Genomic DNA, 20,495 nt, shown 5'->3' with positions numbered 1-20,495 from the left:
ATAAGTGCTTTTATGTATGAGGGAATTGAAACGAATGTCCGAGAATGTCGGCCGATGGCTTCGCGATGAGATTGAAAATTCCATTCTTTCCAACGAGTTCTCCCCCGGTGAGCGCCTCGACGAAATGGTTCTTGCGACGCGTTTCGGGGTTTCCCGCACGCCGGTGCGCGAGGCGCTGATGCAGCTCGATGCGATCGGCCTCATCGAAATTCGACCGCGCAGAGGCGCAATCGTCATCGATCCGGGGCCGCACCGCGTCTACGAGATGTTCGAGGTGATGGCCGAATTGGAGGGCCTGGCCGGGTCGCTCGCCGCACGACGGCTGGACAAGGCCTCCCGGGAAGCGATCACGGCCACCCACAGCCGCTGCGAGCAATCAGCCGCGGCCGGTGACAGCGATGCCTATTATTATGACAATGAGGAATTCCATAAGGCCATCTACGCAGCCGGCCGAAGCGAATTCCTCGAGGAGCAATGCGTGCAATTGCACCGCCGCCTGCGGCCTTATCGCCGCCTCCAGCTGCGCGTGCGCAACCGCCTGTCGACGTCCTTCTCAGAACATTGCGCCATCGTCGATGCGATCTTTGCCGGAAATGGAGATGAGGCCCGCCGCCTGCTGCGGACACATGTCGGCATTCAGGGAGAGAGGTTCAGCGATCTGGTCGCAAGCATGGCGGCCAGATGACATGACAGCGTAACCTCAGGCGGCAGGAAAGCCCCACACCCGCGCGATGGAAGCCGTCATCCGATATGCGCGGGTCTCCATCAGGAAAAATTCTCCAGCACCGCCAGGAATGTGTGCCGGTCGCCCTGCCCTTCGGTCAGGCGCACGCGACCCTCGATGTCGGCGAGGTGGTGGTCCATCAGCTGTTGCGCCTTGGCGAGGTTTTTCTCCTTCAGGGCGGCAACGATCATGCGATGGTGGTCCGCGCCGCAGTCGTCCTTGCGGTCCTCTTCGTACAAAGACATGACCAGCGAAAGCCGGGCAACGATCTTGGCGAGCACTTCGGTCAGCACCGGGTTGCCGGCGATTTCGGCAAGCACGATGTGGAACTTGCCGGACAGAACCGTCTTCGACTTTTCGTCGCCATGGTGGTGGATGTGCTCTTCTTCGTCGGTCAGCTTTTGCAGCGCATCCAGCTGCTCGGGCGTGACCCGGGCGATCACCAGTTCTAGCAGCAGGCCCTCGATCTTCCGGCGCGCCTCGAAAAGGCTCCTGGCCTGCTCGACGCTCGGCTCGGCAACGAAAGTGCCGCGGTTTCTCTTCCGCTCCAGCAGGTGGTCGCTTTCAAGCACGCCGAGCGCGCCGCGCACGACCGTTCGGCTGACACCGAAATGCTCGGCGATCGCTTCCTCCAGGATCTTGGTGCCGGGCTTGAGCGCCCCTTCGCCGATGGCGGCGGCAAGCGTGGCGCGAATGCGTTCCGAGACATCGTCATTGGTGTCGGTGCTTTCCACCGGCCCATTGGCTGCTGCCATCGCTTTGGGACTCTGGCGGCGCATCTTTCTCATTGCAGTCTCCAAATTGCCTCTGGCGGCCCGGCGTGGATTCGATCGAACATCAAATATCCAAGCGCCATAATTTTTTCCATAAGAATGTTTTTGCGTAAATAGTTCCGGCGCCAGCGTTTCGATAGGCGGTGGCGACGGAAAAATTCCGGCACCGTCTCGGGACTCAAGCCGCTTTCTGCTTCTTTTCCGGCACCGACAGGGCAATGCCCTTTTCGGCGCAAACCGTCTCGACGTGACGAGCCGATTGCTGGATGAAAGCGATTGCCTCGTCGAAACCGTAGGATTGCACCTCATAGGTCGGATAGCCGTAGCGGCTGCTCTCATAGGCCTCCCAGTCGAGAACAGCCCCGGAGGCGACCCGTTTCTCATAGGCATCCACCATCGCCATATAGGCCGCAAGCTCATCCGCCGTCAGGTCGGGGTGGCCGGCGCGCCAGATAGGATCGTCGATCTCGATGCACTGGCGCGGATTAGCCTTGCGCGGCCTGTCGGCGACAGACTGGGCAACCTCCAGCGACAGGTTCAGAACCGGGTTGGCGTCCGCAAGAATGGGAAGGATCGTGGCGAAATCGACGATGCCGCCGCCAACAGGTCTGGCCTGGAAATCGAGTCCACCTGGAGCGCGCCCGACATAGGCATCCTTGATATGGGTCTGGCGGATATGGGGAGCCAGGCGCTTGGCGGCGAAGACCGGATGCTCGCCCCGCTGCAGTCCGTTGGCCGTGTCGAAGACAACGCCGACACAATCGTCACCGACCTTCTCGATCAATCGCAGGATCTCGAAGGAGGTGATCTCGTCATGGGTTTCAATGTTCATGTGTGCGCCATTGGCGCGGGCGACGGGCGCGAGCTTGCGGAGGACCTTTTCGATCCCGAGCAACTGCTCTTCCCAGGTCACGTCGGTGCGGAAGCGGTCATTGGCCAGCCGGCCGCGATATTCGCTCTTGAAATTGCCCGGAGCGACCCAGAGCTCATAGCAGCCGATTGCGGCACTTGCCTCGATCATGCGCGTGAAACCGGCGATGATATCGCCGCCGCCGGCGGCCCGGAGCGCCGGTTCCTCGGCGCTGCAATAGGGATTGATCTTGCCGATGCCGCTTTCGAGATAGAGGCCAAGGTCGTCGGCCTTCGCCCTGATCTCGCGCAGCAGGCCGGTGTCGAGATCGGGGCTCATGTCCAGCGCCGTACTGAAGAAAATGCCTGCGAGCCCAAGCTCCTTGACGTGATCAAGGCTTGCCAGAGGCCCCCGCTTTTTTGCCTCGGGCAGCTTTATGCTGTCGATACCCAATTTCATGTCATGCTCCTCTGCTGTTTCCTGATGGGGCGCGCTGCACTGGCGACCCCTTCGTTGTTGATCTCAATTCACGTCGATGGATCCGCGATCACGCCCGTCCGGGAGCGCGAGGCTTCTCTGCTGTCCGGCCTTTCGGAACGAGGCTCTTTTCGAGATAGTGCTGGCCTATGGATGCGACGCTCGTGATGGCGAGGTACCAGATCGAGGCGACGAACAGCAGTTCGATGACGAGGAAGTTCCGGGCGTAGATCGCCTGGGCCTGCGTCAGCAGATCCTGCATGCCGATGACCGAGACGATGGCACTGGCCTTCAGCATGCCGATGGCCTGGTTCCCCGTCGGCGGCACGATGATACGCGTGGCCTGGGGCATGATGACGGTGAGAAAAGTCTGTGTCTTTTTCAGCCCGAGCGCCGTTGCCGCTTCGCGCTGGCCGCGATCGACCGCGACCAGGCCGCCGCGGATGATCTCCGACATGTTCGCGGCTTCGTGCAGTCCGAGTGCGAGGAAGCCGGCCAGGGCCGGCGTCACCAGATCGTTGATCGAAATGGTGAAGCTTCCCATCCCGACCTGCGGGATGAAGAGGGCGATATTGAACCAGAAAAAGATCTGGACAATCAGCGGCACGCCGCGAAACCACCAGACGAAGCCGGCGGCGATCACCTTGAGAACCAGGTTCTGGCTCGTCGCCATCAGCGCCAGCAGGCATCCGAGCACGATGCCGAACACCATGGCGCCTGCCGTCAGTTCAAGCGTCAGCAGCACGCCGCGCAGGATCGAAGGATCCACCAGATAGCGGGGGATCTCCGACCACTGGATGCTCTGGCTCTGCCCGACGATGAGCGCGAAGAAGGCCAGCGCTGAAATCGCGATGGCACCGGTTGCGATCTGGCCCCAACGCATCGGTCTTCCGACCGATGGCGCAAGCGAGAGCGATATGGGTGACGCTTGAAACAGGGCCATCGGCGTCAATCCGCAGGCATGCTGGCAGCATCGTTGACCTTGACGGTCTTCACGGCCAGCGGTCCGAGGCTCCACTTCTTCATGATGGTCTCATAGGCGCCGGAGTCCACCATCTGCTGCAAGGCGGCAACGACGCTGTCGCGCAGCTGCGGATTGTCCTTGGCGGTCAGCATGCCGAGATACCCGACGGCAAGGCGGATATCCGGCAGCGCCTGCAGGCCCTTGCCGTTTCCGGTCTGGTGCTCGGTCGTGTAGACGCTGGTGGCGTAACCGTTGACCGTGGCGTCAGCTCTCCCCGTGCGGACGGCCTGCAGCACATCCGGCATTTTCGGGATCGACATGATTTTGACCGGCGTCGCGCATTTGGCCGATGCCGCCTCGACCATTTTCGCCTGGAAGGTGCCGACGGGAACGGCGACCTTCTTGCCGCACAGATCCTCCAGGCCCTTGATGGCGAGAGGATTGCCCTTGATCGTCATGATCGTCGTCGCGTCATACATATAGTCGATGACGTCGACCTGCTTTTCCAGCTCCGGATCGTCGTTGATGCCCGAGATCGAGATGTCGAAGCGCTTCGCCAATATGGAGGGCACGATTGCGGCACCCGCGCCGACATCGGTCATCTCAACATCGACACCCAGGATGACGCCGAGTGCGGCAGCGATATCGGCATCGATGCCGATCAGCTTGCCGTCTTCGCCATGAAAGCTGATCGGCGGCGTCAGGTCGGTCGCGACCTTCAGCACGCCCGATGACTTGATGGAGGGTGGCAGCCCGTCGGCCAGTTTCTGCGTGAGGACGACACCGGAGAGCTTGGCGACATCGGCATCGGCCGTCATCTTCTCGGCGGCACCTCCGGCAGCGTAAGCAGAGGCCGCGATCAAAGTGACCATCGCTCCGGCAACTCCGGCCTTCAAGATTTTCTGGATGCGCATCATGTGATCCCCTGTCATTTTTGTATCGGTGAATTCTCGGGATCATCCATGCAATCGCCGTGCCACTTGCAGCTATTTGTCAATAAATACTTGATATTAATATGATTTTTGTTTATGACGATATTTCGGATAGAGTTTCGCAATAGAATTCGCATAAAGTTTCGAACGCACAATGCACAATTTTTACTCTCCCAGGCCCCGCCGCATCGTTTTTGACCGCCTCATTCGCCCCCAAGACCCAAAATCACCGATTCAGAGGCCAAAACCCGCACTTTTCGGCGCTTGATCCCGGCTCAGGGGCCGTTGCTACTTCTATCCGATGCCCATTTAATATACGACGCTGGCGAAAATTTACACAAAAGTAAATGCGAATTTAAAATTTCGTTATTATTATTACAAAGTTTCGAAACTTTATAAGTCAGAAATATCGATTTATTTTCATAGACTTGGCACTTTCATCAACGACGCGCGGCAAAACTGGCACGCCGCTTGCAATTCGTTTCTCATGAACAAGCTCGACGCAAAATTTCTCGCCGGACCGCATCTCCGACTTGTGCCGGAGACCGCGCAGCAATCCGTGACCTCGACCCAGAACCAGGGAGGCCCTATGCCAGGCATACCGAATACGGCTGAACGCAAACGGCTCAGCGTTCAGGGCCTCACACACAGCTATGGTGGCCAGAATGCGATCAGCGACGTGGCCTTCGATATCGAGGCCGGCGAGATCGTTGCCCTGCTCGGGCCGAGCGGCTGCGGCAAGTCGACCGTGCTGCGCGCCATTGCCGGGCTGATCCAGCCGAAGACCGGCAGGATTGTGCTCGGGGAGAAAGACTTGGCCGATGTCTCGGCCCGCTCACGCGGCGTCGGCATGGTCTTCCAGAACTATGCTTTGTTTCCGCATCTGACGGTCGCAGAAAACATCGCCTATCCGCTCGCCTGCCAGAAGCTTCCTCGCACTCAGCGCAAGGCGCGCGTCGAGGAGATGCTGTCGCTCGTCAGGCTCAAGGATTATGGCAACCGCCTGCCGCGGGAACTCTCCGGCGGACAGCAGCAGCGCGTCGCCGTCGCCCGCGCCATCGCCGGGCGCCCCTCCCTTCTGCTTCTAGACGAACCCTTCGGCGCGCTCGACCGCGCCCTGCGTTTCGATCTGCAGGTGGAACTGCTTCACCTGCAGAAGACGCTCGGCATCACGACGCTGATCGTCACGCATGATCAGGAGGAGGCCCAGAGCCTGGCGAACCGCCTGGTGCTGATGAACAAGGGCAATGTCGAGCAGATCGACACGCCGATGACCGTCTACGATCGCCCGAAGACGCTTTTCGTCAACACCTTCATCGGCCAGGCAAACCTTCTCAACGGAACGGCGCTGCGGCTCGATGCCGAGAGCACGCTGATCGGCCTTGCCAATGACCGGACCCTACTCCTGCCGCGCCGGTTGAATTTCACCCTCGGCTCGAAGGTGACGATCACCTTCCGGCCGGAAGAGGTTCGCCTGTCGACTCAGCCGGGCGAGAGCACCCTGCCGGTTCGCATGACGGTTTCCGTGCCGCTCGGCCCGTCGCTCGTCCATGACCTTGTTCTGGAAGACGGCACAGGCCTGCGCGCCTCCGAGGTCAGAGGCCCCACCACATTCATTCCCGAACCGGGAACGCAGCTATTTGCCGAGATCGACACTGCAAGGTGTCACGCCTTTCCGGGCGAACCGGAAATCATGAGTGAAGAAACAATTCAACAGAGGTGAACGAGATGAAGGACTTTCAGATTACCCGTCGTGGGTTCGGTTTCCTGGCGGCTGGTGTTGCCGCATCGGCCATGCTTCCATTCGCCGCCCGCGCTGCCGGTGGCGGAGCCGTTGCCGCCACTTTCCCGGGCAGCTGGGAAGACGCCTACCGCACAGTGCTGACGCCGATGGTCAAGGATGCGGGCTATGACCTGACAATTGCCCCGGCGATGGCGCAGGACCAGCTTGCCAAGATCATGGCGAGCCCCGGCAACCCGCCCTATGACACGCTGCTGATGTCGCCTGGCCAGATGGCCGTCGCCATCGAAAAGGATCTCATCCAGAAGATCGATCCGAGCAAGCTCAAGAACTGGGGCATGCTCGACCCAGCCTTCCAGGGCGAATACGGCCCGACCGTGACCATCGAAGTCAACGGCATCGCCTACAATCCCGATCTCGTTCCGAAGCCGAAGGGCTATCGCGATCTCTTCGAAAACCCGGCCTATAGCGGCAAGGTTTCCTGGACCGGCTTTGCCTCGAACACCGCCGTCATGGCCTATACCGAGATCGCCAAGATCTTCGGTTCCGGCCCCAACGACATGGACGCCGTCTTCAAGCTGTTCAAGGATCATCCGGAGCATCTGAAGGGCGTGGTCGACAGCACCAACCATCAGATGACGCTGTTCCAGCAGGGTGAAATCGCCGTTTTCATGTGCTCGACCGGCAATGTCGCCCGCCTGAAGAGCCTCGGCCTCAACGCCGAGTTCGTCCAACCCGAAACCGGCTCGCCGGCAGCCCCGGTCAATATCCACCTGACCAAGGGCACGGCCAATCTCGACGCGGCCTATGCCTATATGGATGCAGCCATCTCCAAGGCCGCCCAGGACCAGCTCAAGGAGCCGCCGACCGAGATGTTCCCGACCAACAAGGACGTGGCGCTGACGCCGGGCATCGAAGCCTATGTCACCCGCGATCAGATCAAGACCATGGTCTATCCGGACTGGGTCGCGATCAACAAGAACCGCGACGGCTGGATCCGCCAGTTCGACGCGCTCGTTGCCGGTTGAGGTGATGTGATGAAGGCGAGCGGCTTCCCATACGTCCTGCCGATGCTGTTGCTTTCCGTGGCGTTCTTTGCGACGCCGCTCGCCGTCCTCGTCGGTTTCAGCTTCGCCGGCCCTGGCGGAGCGACCATCGAACATTATGTCCGCTTCTTCGGCGACGCGTTCAATTTCCGCGTCCTCGTCAATACCGCAAGGCTCGGGCTCGAAACCGTCATCGGCACGACCTTGCTCGGCGTGCCAATCGCACTCCTCTACTGGCACGGCGGCCGAAACCTTCGGCAGGTGCTGATTTTCCTGACGCTCATTCCGATGCTGACCAGCAATGTCGTGCGCACCTTCGCCTGGATCGTCATCCTCGGACGCCAGGGGCCGATCAGCGAAGCGCTGGTCGGGCTCGGCCTGACGGGAATGCCGACCAGCCTGCTGTTTACCGAACTCGGCCTGGTCATAGCCATGTGCCAGATCGACCTGCCGTTGATCATCCTGCCGCTGATCGCGATCCTGTCGCGCACGCCGGTGCAACTGACGGAAGCGGCCCAGGTTTCCGGCGCCGGCCCCTGGCGCATCTTTGTCACCGTGCTTCTGCCGCTGATGCTGCCGGGCCTGCTGGCGGGCTGGATCCTGGTCTTTGCCAGCACCAGCAGCTCCTTCGTCACCCAGGCCGTCATCGGCGGCGCGCGCAACGTCTATGTTCCGCAGCTGATCTACCGCGAAGTCGGCACGTTGTTCGACTGGCCGCTGGCCTCGGCCATCGCCGTCGTCCTGCTGCTCTCCACCGGCTGCCTGCTGGTCGCCCTTACCATGATGTCCCGTCACAGGAGGTTGGTCGGTCATGCCTGATCGTCGCGAAAATCCCATTCCCGTCATGCTCTACAAGGCATTCGTCTACGGTTTCGGCGGGCTCTGCGTCATCTATCTGGTCGCACCCATCGTGATTGCGCTGACGATGTCGTTCACCTCGGGGCAGACATTGAAATATCCGCCGCAGGGCTTTTCGCTCAGGTGGTATGCGGCGCTGCTCGATCCCGTTCGCTCGGCAACCGAACATATCGCCGCCTGGAATTCGCTGAAGATTGCCGGCCTTGCCGTCCTCGGATCGCTGATCTTTGCGGTTCCGGCAACCATCGGCATGACGCGCATGAGGCGCAGCACCGCCGGCACCATCGAGCCCTTGCTGCTCGCCCCGCTCGTCCTGCCGAGCCTGGTCTACGGCCTTGCCGCCCTGATCGTCGCCAATTTCATCGGCTTCAAGCCGTCGCTCTGGCTGACCGTATCAGGTCATGTCGTCGTCTTCGGGCCGCTGATGTACCGCGCCGCCTCCGTCGTCGCCCAGGGTCTCAATCCCTCGCTTGCCGAGGCATCGACGACGATGGGCGCGAGCTGGTTCATGACGCTGCGGCGCGTCACCCTGCCGCTGCTGATGCCCGGCATCCTGGCCGGCGCATTCCTCGTCTTCATCCAGTCGCTCGATAACGTGTCGGTATCGCTTTTCCTCGCCGATGCCCGAACGACCGTCTTGCCGCTGCGCATGTTCGCGCTGATCGAGGAATCGCTCGATGTGCGCGTCGCGGCAATCTCCGGAATTCTGATCGCCGTGACGCTGCTGGGACTGCTGGTTGCCCGGCGCGTTCTTGCGCCGCCGCGGCAGGCCTGAACGATCCGCCATTTGACCTATTAGAAGGAACAAACTCATGAACATGCGCGCGACAAACGCAGGCGGCTACCGGATGGGATCGCTGCTGGCCGATTTCCAGCCGGATTTCGATTTCTCCGCCCCGCTGCCGCTTCCTGTCGAAGAGTTCGAGGATCGCCTTCGCAGAATTCGCCGTCAGGCGGTCGAAGCCGGTCATGACGCGCTGATCGTTCATGCCGGCAGCGTCGGCTGGTTCCACGCCTCGAATGCCTATCTGCGCTACATCTGCGACTGGATGCGCGAAGGCGTGCTGATCATTCCGACTGATGCCGACAAGGCGATGGTGCTTCTCTCCTTCTTCACCCAATCCGTCCTGCTGCCGCCGGGCGGCGAGCCAGTGCTCGTCGACGAAATCTGGCAGATCGGCCCGATCGGCCGCGAATATGCCGACCGCCCCGGCGATTCCGTTATCAAGACCGCCGAGAAATGCGCCGAGGTTCTCGCCAGCCTAGGCCTCGCCAAGGCCCAGATCGGCAGGATCGGCGACCGCACGTCGCTGACCTTCTGGTCAGCGCTCGACGAACTGCTGCCGAAGAGCAAGTTCGTGGCTGACAACGCCATTCTCGACCGCATGCAGAAGGTCCGCTCACTGCCCGAGATCGAGATGTTTCGCGCTGCCGCCCAACTGATCAGCATCGGCACGCAGGCCGCCTATCATGTGGCGAAGTCAGGCGTCACCGACCATGAAATCCTGGCTGCCTTCACCTATGCGCAGATGGCGCTCGGCGGCGAGACGGGCGACGGTTACCAGATCGGCATCAACGAATTCGGCACCCATTGCGGCAAACCCTATGGCCACATCGTCCGGCCCGGCGACCTCATCAACCTCTATATTTCCAACGTCACCTGTCGCGGCTACACGGCCCAGACCGCCCGCATGATCGCTGTCGGCGATATCACCAGCCGTCAGGAGGAGGTGCTTGCCGCCTGCACCGAAGGCGTCAAGCGGGCCGAAAAGCTGATCAAGCCCGGCGCATTGATGCGCGACGTCAACAATGCCGCCTTCGAACCTATGATCGAGCGCGGCATGCTGACCTCACGCGAGGCGCGCACCATGCCCTACAACTGGTCGCCAATGGAAGACGGCGGCGCACGCCTGATCCCCCATCAGTATGTCAAGGACATCGACTGGGAGGCGCAGGGCCGCAAGCTCATGCATGTCTATCCGGCAACGCACGGACCGCACAATCCGAACCTCGGCCATTCGGTCGGCATGGCTGGCGGCCAGAACAGCTTCAACATCTCCTCGCATAATTACGACAGGATGGAGGAGGGCATGGTCTTCGTGCTGCACACGCAGTGGCTGGAGCCGCTGTCGGCCGGCTGCAATATCGGCGACATGTATGTCGTGACTAAGGACGGTTTCGAGAACCTCAGCCGCCATACCCCGCTTGAAACCCACCGCGTCGCTGCCGAGGCCTGACATGACCAACAATAAACAACACACGCATTTCGATTTCGCCAAGCTGACCGAGCGCGAGCGTTACAAGATCCTCATCGGCACGGTCATCCCGCGCCCGATTGCGCTAGTCACCACCCTGAGCAAGGAGGGCCTGCCGAATGCCGGCCCGTTCAGCTTCTTCAACGTCCTCACCCACGACCCGGCGATCGTCGCCATCGGCGTCGAGAATTATGCCGACATGCGCTTCAAGGATACCGCCCGCAACATCCGCGAAACCGGCGAGTTCACGGTCCATATCTGCGATGACGCCCTCGTCGACCAGATGGAGGTCTGCGCCATCAAGTTCGGACCCGAGGTCGACGAACTCTCCGAAGCCGGACTGGCAACGGCGCCGGGACAGATGGTCAGAAGCCCGCGCATCCTGGCAGCACCCGCAGCACTCGAATGCCGCCGCCACACGACCCTGCAGGTTGGCCCGGCCCGCGAAATCATCCTTGGCGAAGTCCTCGGCGTCTATGTCAGAAGTGATGCGGTCGATCCGACGAACCTGCATATCGACCAGCAACTGATGGACGCCGTCGGACGAATGGGCGGCCATACCTACGCAAGGACGCGCGACCAGTTCGACATCAAGACGCAGACCAAGGAGGAGTGGCGTTCGCGAAAGAGCGTTTCGGAGCCGGTCAGCGCATAGCCGGGCTTGAGCTCAGGCCGATCACGCGCCGTGGTCCTAATTCAAAAACCGATAAAGCCAATCGCGCGTCTCCTCCGGCAACGGAGCCGGCGATTCGTCTTCGGGGGCGTGGGCCTGCCAGATGATTTCCACCTCGGCGGCGCGCTCCTCGCCCGTCTCGATCGAGATGAGGAAGCCGATAGAGCGCACGCCGATCTTGTCGACGGTGGCGGTGAAGGTTGCCGGCTCGTCGTAGTGGAGCGGGCGGTGGAGAAAGCAGGAAACCTTGCTGGGGCTATAGACGGGTTCGTCGTCGACATCGGGCCGTGAGGACCAGAAGCTCGCAAGCACGGACTCGGCATAGGAAATATAGGATGCCAGAAACATCCGGCCGGTCATATCGACATCGCGAAACGGCACGCGTATTTCCGCCACATCAGGACGTTTCGACTGACTCATCAACAAATCTGCCCTACAGAGTTCCCATGGCAACACTACTTCATAATTGCTTATACCGGAACCGGCTTAAGGATAAAATTACGCAATAGTTCAAAGTGTTACAGTGTCCTCCACGTACCGGAAAGGTGCGGGCCGTTGCAATTGGACCTGATCGACGGGAACGGCGCAAACGAGACAGTGTGATAGGCGAACGGTCGGAAGGCGCCGCAAGAGCGCTTGTTGAAATCCCCAGGCAACGCCCCATCTGCTGTGGCACATGACATAAGCGACCGATAGAGTGTCTTCATGAGCACCCGTCTTTATGAACACCCGATCTTCCTGGAACATGTCACGCCCGCCGGCCATCCGGAGCGATCGGACAGGATCCGCGCCATCAATGTTGCGCTGGAACATCCGAATTTCGAGCGGCTGGAGCGCCGGCAGGCGCCGCAGGCGAATGAGGATGCGGTGCTGCTTGCGCATCCGGAGGAGCATCTGACCGCCGTCATGCGGGAGATTCCCGAGGAAGAGGGTGAGATCAACCAGATCGAAGCCGATACCTATGCCAGCAGCAAGAGCCTGCAGGCGGCGCTGACCGGCATTGGCGGGGCGATGGCGGCGGTGGACGATGTCTTTACCGGCCGGGCCGACAATGTCTTCGTCGCCGCCCGCCCGCCGGGGCACCATGCCGAAAAGATGACGGCGATGGGCTTCTGCTTCTTCAACAATGCGGCGATCGCCGCCCGGCATGCGCAAAAGACGCATGGCGCCGAGCGCATCGCCATCGTCGACTGGGACGTGCACCACGGCAACGGCACGCAGGATATCTTCTGGGACGATCCTTCGGTGCTGTTCTGCTCGACGCATCAGATGCCGCTCTATCCCGGCACCGGCGCCAAGGACGAGAAGGGCAAGCACAACACCATCGTCAATGCGCCGCTGTCGCCGAATGTCGGCAGCGACCACTTTCGCGAGGCGTTCAAATCGCGCGTGCTGCCCGCCCTTGACGATTTCCGGCCGGATCTCATCATCATCTCCGCCGGCTTCGACGCGCATCACCGCGATCCCTTAGCGCAGATCAATCTGACCGGCGAGGATTTCGACTGGGCGACCGGGCGCGTGCTGGAACTGGCGGACCGGCACGCGAAGAACCGGGTCGTCAGCCTGCTCGAAGGCGGTTATGATCTCGAGGGACTCGCCGAATCGGCGGGCATGCATATTCTGAGAATGATGAAGGGTTGAGAATGACTGACAGCGCCAAGCCGGAGGTATCCGGCCTTTCCTTCGAAAAGGCGGTCGCCGAACTCGAAAGCATCGTCGCCCGGCTGGAACGCGGCGATGTGGCGCTGGATGAGTCGATCGAGATCTACGAGCGCGGCGAAGCGCTGAAGAAACATTGCGAAACGCTGCTTTCGGCCGCCGAGAACCGCATCGAGAAGATCCGGCTCGATCGCGCCGGCAAGCCGCAGGGCGTCGAGCCGCTGGACGGCGCCTGAGACAGCAAACCTCCCTTTTGAATGCGCTTGGCTATCGGCTTCGGGCCGATCTATCATCCCCTTGCAAAACAGTGAGTGGACATCGGAATGACGGACAGGTTGAAGGGCAAGGTCGCCATTATCTCGGGCGGCGCGACCGGCATGGGCGGCGCCGCCTCGAAGCTTTTTGCGGCGGAAGGCGCGCGCGTTGCGATCATCGACCGCAATGGCGATGCAGCCGCCGAGACCGTGAAGCAGATCCGTGATGCCGGCGGCGAGGCCGATTGCTGGACTGCCGATGTCTCGGACGAAGCAGCCGTTAATGCCGCCGTCGCCGGCGTCGAAGAACGCTACGGCGCAGTGACCGTGCTCTTCAACCATGCCGGCACGATCGTCATCAAGCCTTTCCTCGAAACGACCGTCGAGGAATGGGACTGGCTGCACGCGGTCAATGTGCGCTCGATGTTCCTGATGACCAAGGCCGTGCTGCCGAAGATGATTGAAAGCGGCGGCGGGTCGATCGTCTGCACCTCGTCGATCTCGGCGGTCGCCGCCACGCCGATGGAAGTGCTTTACGACACGACCAAAGGGGCGGTGCATATGTTTGCCCGCGCCATCGCGGTGGAGTTCCGTGACCGCAACATCCGTTGCAACGCCGTCTGCCCCGGCTTCATTCGCACGCCGCATGGCCTGCGCGAGGTTGCCGACCTGCAGGCTCTCGGTGTCGATGTTTCGGATGCCGCCATTGCCGCCCAGCAGGGGCGGATCGGCGAGCCCGAAGACGTGGCGCGGGCCGCGCTTTATCTTGCCAGCGACGAATCGAGCTTCGTCAATGGCGCCCATCTCTTCGTCGACAATGGTTTTACCGCGATCTGAGCCCGACGCACGCCTGATTGGACGCGCGGCACGCTTTCAAGTGTTGGAGCGTCTAAGCGCGTCCGATTGGACGCGCGGCGCTCCAGGCGCTATCTGTGGGCGATGACGCTCGGCACTGTAGCGATCGGAGATTCCAATGTCCTTCTTTCCCGGTAAAGATCCCCTGCCCGGCGATGCCTTCGCCTGCGACGCGATCGAGAGCCTGATCATCCCGCGCACCAGCGATATCGGCGGTTTTCAGGTGCGCCGCGCGCTGCCCAGCAGGCAGCGGCGGCTCGTCGGGCCGTTCATCTTCTTCGACCGCATGGGGCCGGCGATCCTGAAGCCGGATGAGGCGCTCGACGTCAAGCCGCATCCGCATATCGGGCTGTCGACGGTCACTTATCTGTTCGACGGCGAGATCCGCCATCGCGACAGCCTCGGCACCGAAAAGGTCATCCGTCCCGGCGATATCAACCTGATGACGGCCGGCCGCGGCATCGTCCATTCCGAGCGCACGCCCGACAATCTGCGCGGCCATCCGCTGCTGATGTCGGGGCTGCAGACCTGGCTGGCGCTGCCCGACGACAAGGAAGAGATCGATCCTGCCTTCGCCCATACGGAAAAATCCGCCATGCCGCTGATCGAGATGGCAGGCGTACGCGGGCGTGTGGTGATCGGCTCATTCGAAGGCATGACATCGCCGGTCGGTGTTTTCTCCGACACGCTCTATGTCGATCTCGACCTGCAGGCGGGCGCCAAATTTCCCTTCGGCTCGGCTCATGAAGAGCGCGCCGTCTATGTGCTCTCGGGCGAGGTCGTCATATCAGGCGACCGTTTTGCCGCCGACCAGTTGCTGGTCTTTCGGCCGGGCGATGCGATCACGCTGGAAGCCAGTCGCGATGGCTGTCATCTGATGCTCTTCGGCGGTGCGGCGCTCAATTCGAAACGTTATATCTGGTGGAATTTCGTCTCCTCCTCGAAGGAGCGGATCGAACAGGCCAAGGAAGAATGGCGCAGCGGCCGCTTCGATATCGTGCCCGGTGACGAAGAGGAATTCGTGCCGTTGCCGGAGGGCTGAGCGCCACGAAATGAGAGAAATAGACCAGGGTATACTCCGAAAACCGTTCACACTTTTCGACACCATGCTCTAAGGTGAAAAGCTTCGGTTCCTGAAATGCACTTGTTTTGCCGCAATCTAATCGAATAAAGCGGAACAAGGAAAAGCAAGAAAGAGCGCCCGCCCGTGACACAACTGCCGAAGACCCCCCTGCTCGACCAGGTCAACTATCCCGCCGACCTGCGCAAGCTCGAGGATCGCGACCTGCCGCAACTCGCCCGCGAAGTCCGGGACGAAATGATCGATGCGGTGTCGCGCACCGGCGGCCATCTTGGCGCCGGTCTCGGCGTCGTCGAATTGACGATCGCCATTCATAGCGTCTTCGATACGCCTGATGATCGGCTGATTTTCGACGTCGGCCATCAATGTTATCCGCACAAGATCCTCACCGGCCGGCGCGACCGCATCCGGACGCTGCGCCAGGAAAACGGGCTGTCCGGCTTCACCCGCCGGGCCGAAAGCGAATATGATCCCTTCGGTGCGGCGCATTCCTCGACTTCGATCTCGGCCGGCCTCGGCATGGCGATTGCCGCCGACCTCGACAAATCAGACCGCCGCGTCATCGCCGTCATCGGCGACGGGGCGATGTCGGCCGGCATGGCCTATGAGGCGCTGAACAATGCCGGCGCGCTCGATGCGCGCCTCATCGTCATCCTCAACGACAACGACATGTCGATCGCGCCGCCGACGGGCGCCATGAGCGCCTATCTCGCGCGCCTCGCCTCGGGACGCACCTATATGGGCTTTCGTGACTTCGGCAAGAAGCTGACGGCCTATCTCGGCAAGAACATCGACCGGGCGATCACCCGCGCCGTCGAACATGCGCGCGGCTACGTCACCGGCGGCACGATGTTCGAGGAAATGGGCTTTTATCATATCGGGCCGATCGACGGGCATTCCTTCGACCACCTGCTGCCCGTGTTGCGCAACGTGCGCGACAATGGGCGCGGGCCGGTGCTGATCCATGTCGTCACCCAGAAGGGCAAGGGCTATCCGCCGGCGGAAGCCGCGGCCGACAAATATCACGGCGTCAACAAGTTCGACGTCATCACCGGCGCCCAGGCAAGGGTCAAGCCGAATGCGCCGAGCTATACCAGCGTCTTTGCCGAAGCGCTGGTGCAGGAAGCCGCCCTCGACGACAAGATTGTCGGCATTACCGCTGCCATGCCGAATGGTACCGGCCTCGACAAGCTCGCCGAGGCCTTTCCGTCGCGCTGTTTCGATGTCGGCATTGCCGAACAGCACGCCGTGACCTTCGCCGCCGGCCTCGCGGCGGAAGGCTACAAGCCGTTTGCGGCGCTCTATTCCACCTTCATGCAGCGCGCCTATGACCAGGTCGTGCATGACGTGGCGATCCAGGGATTGCCGGTGCGTTTTCCGATCGACCGTGCCGGTTTCGTCGGCGCCGACGGGCCGACCCATGCCGGCTCCTTCGACACCGCCTTCCTCACCACCCTGCCCGGCTTCGTGGTGATGGCGGCGGCCGACGAGGCCGAACTCAAGCATATGGTGCGCACGGCCGTCGCTTATGACGGCGGGCCGATTTCGTTCCGCTATCCGCGCGGCGAAGGTGTCGGCGTCGACATGCCGGCGCGCGGCGAAATCCTGCAGATCGGCAAGGGCCGCATCGTCAAGGAAGGCACCAAGGTGGCGCTGCTCTCCTTCGGCACGCGGCTTGCCGATTGTCTGCTGGCCGCCGAGGATCTCGATGCCGCGGGGCTTTCGACGACGGTCGCCGATGCGCGTTTCGCCAAGCCGCTCGACCGCGACCTGATCCGCCAGCTTGCCCGCCACCACGAAATGGTGATCACCGTCGAGGAAGGTTCGATCGGCGGCTTCGGCAGCCATGTGATGCAGTACCTTTCGAGCGAAGGCCTGCTTGATAACGGGCTGAAGATCCGCTCGCTCGTCATGCCCGACATCTGGATGGAACAGGCCAAGCCCGAAGCCATGAACGCCCACGCCGGCCTCGACCGCGCCGGCATCGTCTCGACGGTGTTCAGGGCGCTGGGGCGCGGTGTTGCGGTTGGGGTGGCGGGATAGCATTTTGGTGAGGGCAGATCCATCCAATAAAAAAGGGCGGCGCATCTCTGCACCGCCCTCTTCATTTAACGTCCCTGAGAACGGCGCCTCTCAGAACTCCGTCCACTCTTCCTGAACGGTCGCCGCGGCACTCGCCTGTCTTCCACCGAAGGCCTTGGCGACGGTGCGGGTCAAAGCGTGGGCCGGCGAGGCGACCGGGCGGGCATTGGTGCCGGCAACGCTTGCGCGCGGCGCAGGGGCCACCTGGCCGAGCTTGAACTGGCGCAGCAATTCTTCGAGAGCATTTGCCTCCTGGGCGAGCGCATGGCTGGCCGCGGTCTGCTCCTCGACCATGGCGGCGTTCTGCTGTGTGCCCTGGTCCATGTTGTTGACGGCGGTGTTGATCTCCTGCAGGCCGATCGACTGTTCGCGCGTGGCGGTGACGATGGCGCTGACGTGGTGGTTGATCTCCTGCACCTCGGAGACGATGACCTCAAGCGCCTTGCCGGTTTCGCCGACGAGGCCGACGCCGGCAACGACTTGTTCGCCCGAGGTGGTGATCAGCGCCTTGATCTCCTTGGCAGCCTTTGCCGAGCGCTGGGCGAGCTCGCGCACTTCCTGGGCGACGACCGCAAAGCCCTTGCCGGCATCGCCGGCGCGGGCGGCTTCGACGCCGGCGTTCAGAGCCAAAAGGTTGGTCTGGAAGGCGATGTCGTCGATGACGCCGATGATGTTGGAGATTTCGCCCGAGGACTTCTCGATCTGCTGCATGGCGGAGACGGCCTTGCGGACGACCTCGCCGGATTTTTCGGCGCCGAGACGGGCGCGCTCGACAAGATTGCCGACATCCTCGGCGCGCTTGGCGCTGTCGCGGACGGTCGTCGTCACTTCCTCGAGCGCAGCTGCGGTCTCTTCGACGGCGGCGGCCTGCTGCTCGGTGCGGTGGGCCAGATCGTCGGCGGCGGAGCGGATTTCGCCGGCGCCGGCATTGATCGCCGAGGCGTTGCGGCCGACCGATTGCAGTGCCGCCTGCAGCTTTTCGACGGCGTGGTTGAAGTCGTTGCGCAGGCTGTCATATTGCGAGGCGAAGGGCGTCTGGAGACGACCGGCCATATCGCCATTGGCAAGTTCGGCAAGGCCGCCCGCCAAAGCGTCGATGGCATAGCGGATCTCGCCTTCCTCGCGCGCCTTCTGCTCGTCGCCTGCCCGGCGCTGGCGCTCGGCGTCATCGCGCATGCGGTCGGTCTCGCCGGCAAGGCGCAGCTTCTCGATCGCCGCCTGCTTGAAGACTAGGACCGACTGGGCCATGCGGCCGATTTCGTCGCCGCGCTCGACAGCCGGAACCTCGATATCGTTCTGACCGCCGGCAAGGCGGTCCATGGCGGCGGTCATGCCGACGACCGGGCGGACGATGATGCGCGACATCAGCCAGGCAAGCATGGCGGCGGCAAGCGAGGCGACGATGCCGCCGGCAATGAGCGTCGTCTTCAGATGGCTGTTGGCATCGGCGCGGATTGCGGCGAGCGCATTCGACTTTTCACGCGCGGTGGCCTTGATCTTGGCGGAGGCTTGGCGGAAGCCGTCGAGCTGGCCCTTGGTGGCGTTGACGCCGATCTTGACGACCTCTGCGATCGGCATGTCGGTTTCCTTGCGCGCCTTGGTCTGCGGCTCGGCAAGCTCATGGAAGTAGAGATCGGCGGCCTTCTGCATGCCGTCGATCATCTCGACCAGCTGCGGCTCGCCGGCCGCCGTCTGCTTGGCGGCGGCAATAGCCTTCAGCATGCGCTCGCGGTTGGCGAAGACATCGCCATAGGTGCTGTCGCTGCGGAAGAGGATGAAGCCGCGCAGATTGACGGCCTGTTCGAGCATCGCCTGCAACGCATCGTCGATCTGGTTGACGAGCAGCTCGGATTTTTCCTGTTCGGCGGAAGCGGACGCGGACGCCGTCGCCTTGGAATAGACGAAAGCGGAAACGGCGACGAAAATGAGAATGAGGGCTGCGAACGTGGCCGCAAGCTTACCGTTCAAGGATATGTTTTTGGCGGACATCGGTGATTTCTCCTGACGACAGTCGACGCGGCGAGAGGCAGGTCGCGCAAGACGCAACCGCCGGGATGTTTGAAGCTGAGAACATGATCGGCGTGGAAACGCGTGCGCCGTCATGGCGCCGAGCGGATCGAATGAACCGCTGCAATCACACCGACCCTACCCGCGCAGGCTTTAAATTTGTTTAAATTTGTGCAGCGCAGCAGCGGCCAAACCTGCGGATTATTGTGCCGTTTCCGGAGGATTGAGGATCAGGATGTCTAAATCCTTTGAGGGATCGAAATCCTCTGATGTCATCCGAAAGATCGTCGGGCCGATCTTCTGAACGTTGCTGCCGCAAAAGCTGATGAGGCTGCCGGGCTTGCCCTTGTCGATCGTCAGCTGGAAGCGCTTGATTGGCCCCGCCCAGTTGGCGCCGGTCGACAGCACATAGGAGATCCAGCTTTCGGTATAGTTGGCGCCGCCGGTCTCGGCTTCCCGGGCACGCTGCTGGGCGACCCTGACGAAGTCGCCGTCGAGGCAGTATTTGCGGGAATATTCCTCGAAGCGCTCACCCTTCGGCTCGCCACCTTCGAGGAAGCTGATGGCGACGGTGCCGCCGACGGCCGGCTTGTAGCGATGCTCGACGCTGACCTTCTTTTTTGCCGGAAAGGTGGTGCGCCACCAATAGGTCGAGCGCAGCGTCCAGAGCGGCACGAGATCAATCTCGGCATCGCCGGCGCCCATGGGATAAACAAGGCCGCGGGCGATCCAGTCCTTGCGGACGGTTTCGGGAAGTTTGGCCAGCGCCTCGGTGGTCTTCTGGCTATAGGGCAGAACGGGAATGCCCTGCTTGGCGAACTCGTCGGTGACGTCGATGCCGAGCGAGACGACGCGCTGCTGCAGCTTGGCGGTGATCGGACTGCCATCCTGCAGGGTGGAAAAATGCAGGAAATTGTCGCTGTCATAATCGGAGATGGCGGAATTGTTGTCCACCTGACCTGATATGTCGGGCATCGGGAAGGCGACCAGGCTCTCGACATCCTTGTCGGAGCTGTTTTCGAAGACGTAGTCGACGCGCACTTCCGAAGCGGAGATGAAGAGATCCTCTTGCGCCATGCTGACATCGTCCGATTGGGCAAAGATCAATCCGCCGGTCTTGATCTCGGCCAGAGTATCGTTCGCCAGCGCGGGCGATGCGATCCCAGCCGCTACAAGAAGAGTGAAGAGCTTCAGCATAGAGCACCCCCATGCGGCTCGCTCCGCGATCGCCGCGGCAGGATTATCGCCGAAAGCTTTCGAGGGT

The 20,495-nt window shown here is 61.8% G+C and carries 19 protein-coding genes; 12 read left to right on the top strand and 7 right to left on the bottom strand.

The window, feature by feature from the left end; translation table 11 throughout:
• Positions 1-34: 34 nt before the first annotated feature.
• A complete protein-coding gene (locus tag HFO71_RS09715; RefSeq protein WP_077976558.1) occupies positions 35-685 on the top strand; it encodes a GntR family transcriptional regulator in 651 nt (216 codons plus the stop codon).
• 80 nt (positions 686-765) lie between these two features.
• Here the strand turns inward: HFO71_RS09715 and HFO71_RS09710 are convergent, their stop codons facing one another.
• From HFO71_RS09710 to HFO71_RS09695, 4 genes are all read right to left on the bottom strand, one after another.
• Positions 766-1,512, bottom strand: a complete 747-nt coding sequence (locus tag HFO71_RS09710) for a GntR family transcriptional regulator (RefSeq protein WP_131642457.1) — start codon at positions 1,510-1,512, stop codon at positions 766-768.
• A gap of 163 nt (positions 1,513-1,675) precedes the next feature.
• Positions 1,676-2,806, bottom strand: a complete 1,131-nt coding sequence (locus HFO71_RS09705; protein WP_131642456.1) for a sugar phosphate isomerase/epimerase family protein — start codon at positions 2,804-2,806, stop codon at positions 1,676-1,678.
• An 88-nt stretch (positions 2,807-2,894) separates the two neighbouring features.
• Positions 2,895-3,767, bottom strand: a complete 873-nt coding sequence (locus tag HFO71_RS09700; RefSeq protein WP_131642455.1) for an amino acid ABC transporter permease — start codon at positions 3,765-3,767, stop codon at positions 2,895-2,897.
• A gap of 5 nt (positions 3,768-3,772) precedes the next feature.
• Positions 3,773-4,705: an ABC transporter substrate-binding protein gene (locus HFO71_RS09695; RefSeq protein ID WP_131661480.1), complete on the bottom strand. Its 933-nt coding sequence runs from the start codon at positions 4,703-4,705 to the stop codon at positions 3,773-3,775.
• 502 nt (positions 4,706-5,207) lie between these two features.
• On the opposite strand from HFO71_RS09695, the gene HFO71_RS09690 reads away from it, so the two are divergent.
• The 6 genes from HFO71_RS09690 to HFO71_RS09665 are packed head-to-tail and all read left to right on the top strand — an operon-like array spanning position 5,208 to position 11,275.
• On the top strand, positions 5,208-6,443 hold the full coding sequence (locus tag HFO71_RS09690; RefSeq protein WP_131642453.1) for an ABC transporter ATP-binding protein: 1,236 nt from the start codon (positions 5,208-5,210) through the stop codon (positions 6,441-6,443).
• The gene (locus HFO71_RS09685; RefSeq protein WP_221969674.1) at positions 6,440-7,489 is read left to right on the top strand and encodes an extracellular solute-binding protein; all 1,050 of its coding nucleotides are present in this window, start codon (positions 6,440-6,442) and stop codon (positions 7,487-7,489) included. The genes HFO71_RS09690 and HFO71_RS09685 overlap by 4 nt, the downstream gene beginning before the upstream one ends.
• 9 nt (positions 7,490-7,498) lie before the next feature.
• Positions 7,499-8,326 (top strand): ABC transporter permease, encoded by an 828-nt coding sequence (locus HFO71_RS09680; protein ID WP_221987921.1) that lies wholly within the window; start codon positions 7,499-7,501, stop codon positions 8,324-8,326.
• Positions 8,319-9,140, top strand: coding sequence for an ABC transporter permease (locus HFO71_RS09675; protein WP_131642451.1), 822 nt, complete (start codon positions 8,319-8,321; stop codon positions 9,138-9,140). The genes HFO71_RS09680 and HFO71_RS09675 overlap by 8 nt, the downstream gene beginning before the upstream one ends.
• Before the next feature lie 37 nt (positions 9,141-9,177).
• Positions 9,178-10,602: a M24 family metallopeptidase gene (locus tag HFO71_RS09670; RefSeq protein ID WP_221969680.1), complete on the top strand. Its 1,425-nt coding sequence runs from the start codon at positions 9,178-9,180 to the stop codon at positions 10,600-10,602.
• 1 nt (position 10,603) lies between these two features.
• On the top strand, positions 10,604-11,275 hold the full coding sequence (locus tag HFO71_RS09665; protein WP_221969682.1) for a flavin reductase family protein: 672 nt from the start codon (positions 10,604-10,606) through the stop codon (positions 11,273-11,275).
• Positions 11,276-11,311: 36 nt separating this feature from the next.
• Here the strand turns inward: HFO71_RS09665 and HFO71_RS09660 are convergent, their stop codons facing one another.
• Complete coding sequence (locus HFO71_RS09660; RefSeq protein ID WP_024321263.1) at positions 11,312-11,713, bottom strand: acyl-CoA thioesterase; 402 nt, start codon at positions 11,711-11,713, stop codon at positions 11,312-11,314.
• A gap of 285 nt (positions 11,714-11,998) precedes the next feature.
• Between HFO71_RS09660 and HFO71_RS09655 the strand changes: the two genes are divergently transcribed.
• The 5 genes from HFO71_RS09655 (at position 11,999) to dxs (ending at position 17,185) form a co-directional block, all read left to right on the top strand.
• Positions 11,999-12,934 carry a histone deacetylase family protein gene (locus tag HFO71_RS09655; protein WP_017959231.1) on the top strand — a complete coding sequence of 312 codons (936 nt, stop codon included), beginning with the start codon at positions 11,999-12,001 and terminating at the stop codon, positions 12,932-12,934.
• 2 nt (positions 12,935-12,936) lie between these two features.
• The gene (locus HFO71_RS09650; protein ID WP_003545921.1) at positions 12,937-13,188 is read left to right on the top strand and encodes an exodeoxyribonuclease VII small subunit; all 252 of its coding nucleotides are present in this window, start codon (positions 12,937-12,939) and stop codon (positions 13,186-13,188) included.
• Positions 13,189-13,275: 87 nt separating this feature from the next.
• Positions 13,276-14,043, top strand: coding sequence for an SDR family NAD(P)-dependent oxidoreductase (locus HFO71_RS09645; protein ID WP_131642448.1), 768 nt, complete (start codon positions 13,276-13,278; stop codon positions 14,041-14,043).
• A gap of 136 nt (positions 14,044-14,179) precedes the next feature.
• Positions 14,180-15,103, top strand: a complete 924-nt coding sequence (locus HFO71_RS09640; RefSeq protein ID WP_221969686.1) for a pirin family protein — start codon at positions 14,180-14,182, stop codon at positions 15,101-15,103.
• 165 nt (positions 15,104-15,268) lie between these two features.
• Positions 15,269-17,185, top strand: coding sequence for a 1-deoxy-D-xylulose-5-phosphate synthase (gene dxs / locus HFO71_RS09635; protein WP_077976562.1), 1,917 nt, complete (start codon positions 15,269-15,271; stop codon positions 17,183-17,185).
• Between the two features lie 90 nt (positions 17,186-17,275).
• On the opposite strand, the gene HFO71_RS09630 is transcribed toward dxs, so the two are convergent.
• Both HFO71_RS09630 and HFO71_RS09625 read right to left on the bottom strand, forming a co-directional pair.
• Complete coding sequence (locus HFO71_RS09630) at positions 17,276-19,213, bottom strand: methyl-accepting chemotaxis protein (protein WP_077976563.1); 1,938 nt, start codon at positions 19,211-19,213, stop codon at positions 17,276-17,278.
• A gap of 219 nt (positions 19,214-19,432) precedes the next feature.
• Positions 19,433-20,428, bottom strand: a complete 996-nt coding sequence (locus HFO71_RS09625) for a DUF4424 domain-containing protein (RefSeq protein ID WP_221969688.1) — start codon at positions 20,426-20,428, stop codon at positions 19,433-19,435.
• Between the last annotated feature and the right edge of the window lie 67 nt (positions 20,429-20,495).

The sequence above is a fragment of the Rhizobium laguerreae genome, from assembly GCF_019778565.1.
Taxonomy (GTDB): Bacteria; Pseudomonadota; Alphaproteobacteria; order Rhizobiales; family Rhizobiaceae; genus Rhizobium; species Rhizobium laguerreae.
The sequence above is the reverse complement of the archived record's forward strand: the minus strand, read 5'-3'. Positions and strand labels throughout refer to the sequence as shown.

Excerpts from the sequence above, each read along its gene's own strand:
- HFO71_RS09655 (WP_017959231.1), top strand. The coding sequence starts at position 11,999 with ATGAGCACCCGTCTTTATGAACACCCGATCTTCCTGGAACATGTCACG.
- HFO71_RS09625 (WP_221969688.1), bottom strand. The coding sequence starts at position 20,428 with ATGCTGAAGCTCTTCACTCTTCTTGTAGCGGCTGGGATCGCATCGCCC.
- HFO71_RS09695 (WP_131661480.1), bottom strand. The coding sequence starts at position 4,705 with ATGATGCGCATCCAGAAAATCTTGAAGGCCGGAGTTGCCGGAGCGATG.
- HFO71_RS09690 (WP_131642453.1), top strand. The coding sequence starts at position 5,208 with ATGAACAAGCTCGACGCAAAATTTCTCGCCGGACCGCATCTCCGACTT.
- HFO71_RS09640 (WP_221969686.1), top strand. The coding sequence starts at position 14,180 with ATGTCCTTCTTTCCCGGTAAAGATCCCCTGCCCGGCGATGCCTTCGCC.
- HFO71_RS09660 (WP_024321263.1), bottom strand. The coding sequence starts at position 11,713 with ATGAGTCAGTCGAAACGTCCTGATGTGGCGGAAATACGCGTGCCGTTT.
- HFO71_RS09705 (WP_131642456.1), bottom strand. The coding sequence starts at position 2,806 with ATGAAATTGGGTATCGACAGCATAAAGCTGCCCGAGGCAAAAAAGCGG.
- HFO71_RS09630 (WP_077976563.1), bottom strand. The coding sequence starts at position 19,213 with ATGTCCGCCAAAAACATATCCTTGAACGGTAAGCTTGCGGCCACGTTC.
- HFO71_RS09645 (WP_131642448.1), top strand. The coding sequence starts at position 13,276 with ATGACGGACAGGTTGAAGGGCAAGGTCGCCATTATCTCGGGCGGCGCG.
- HFO71_RS09710 (WP_131642457.1), bottom strand. The coding sequence starts at position 1,512 with ATGAGAAAGATGCGCCGCCAGAGTCCCAAAGCGATGGCAGCAGCCAAT.
- HFO71_RS09665 (WP_221969682.1), top strand. The coding sequence starts at position 10,604 with ATGACCAACAATAAACAACACACGCATTTCGATTTCGCCAAGCTGACC.
- HFO71_RS09675 (WP_131642451.1), top strand. The coding sequence starts at position 8,319 with ATGCCTGATCGTCGCGAAAATCCCATTCCCGTCATGCTCTACAAGGCA.
- HFO71_RS09715 (WP_077976558.1), top strand. The coding sequence starts at position 35 with ATGTCCGAGAATGTCGGCCGATGGCTTCGCGATGAGATTGAAAATTCC.
- HFO71_RS09670 (WP_221969680.1), top strand. The coding sequence starts at position 9,178 with ATGAACATGCGCGCGACAAACGCAGGCGGCTACCGGATGGGATCGCTG.
- HFO71_RS09700 (WP_131642455.1), bottom strand. The coding sequence starts at position 3,767 with ATGGCCCTGTTTCAAGCGTCACCCATATCGCTCTCGCTTGCGCCATCG.
- HFO71_RS09650 (WP_003545921.1), top strand. The coding sequence starts at position 12,937 with ATGACTGACAGCGCCAAGCCGGAGGTATCCGGCCTTTCCTTCGAAAAG.
- HFO71_RS09680 (WP_221987921.1), top strand. The coding sequence starts at position 7,499 with ATGAAGGCGAGCGGCTTCCCATACGTCCTGCCGATGCTGTTGCTTTCC.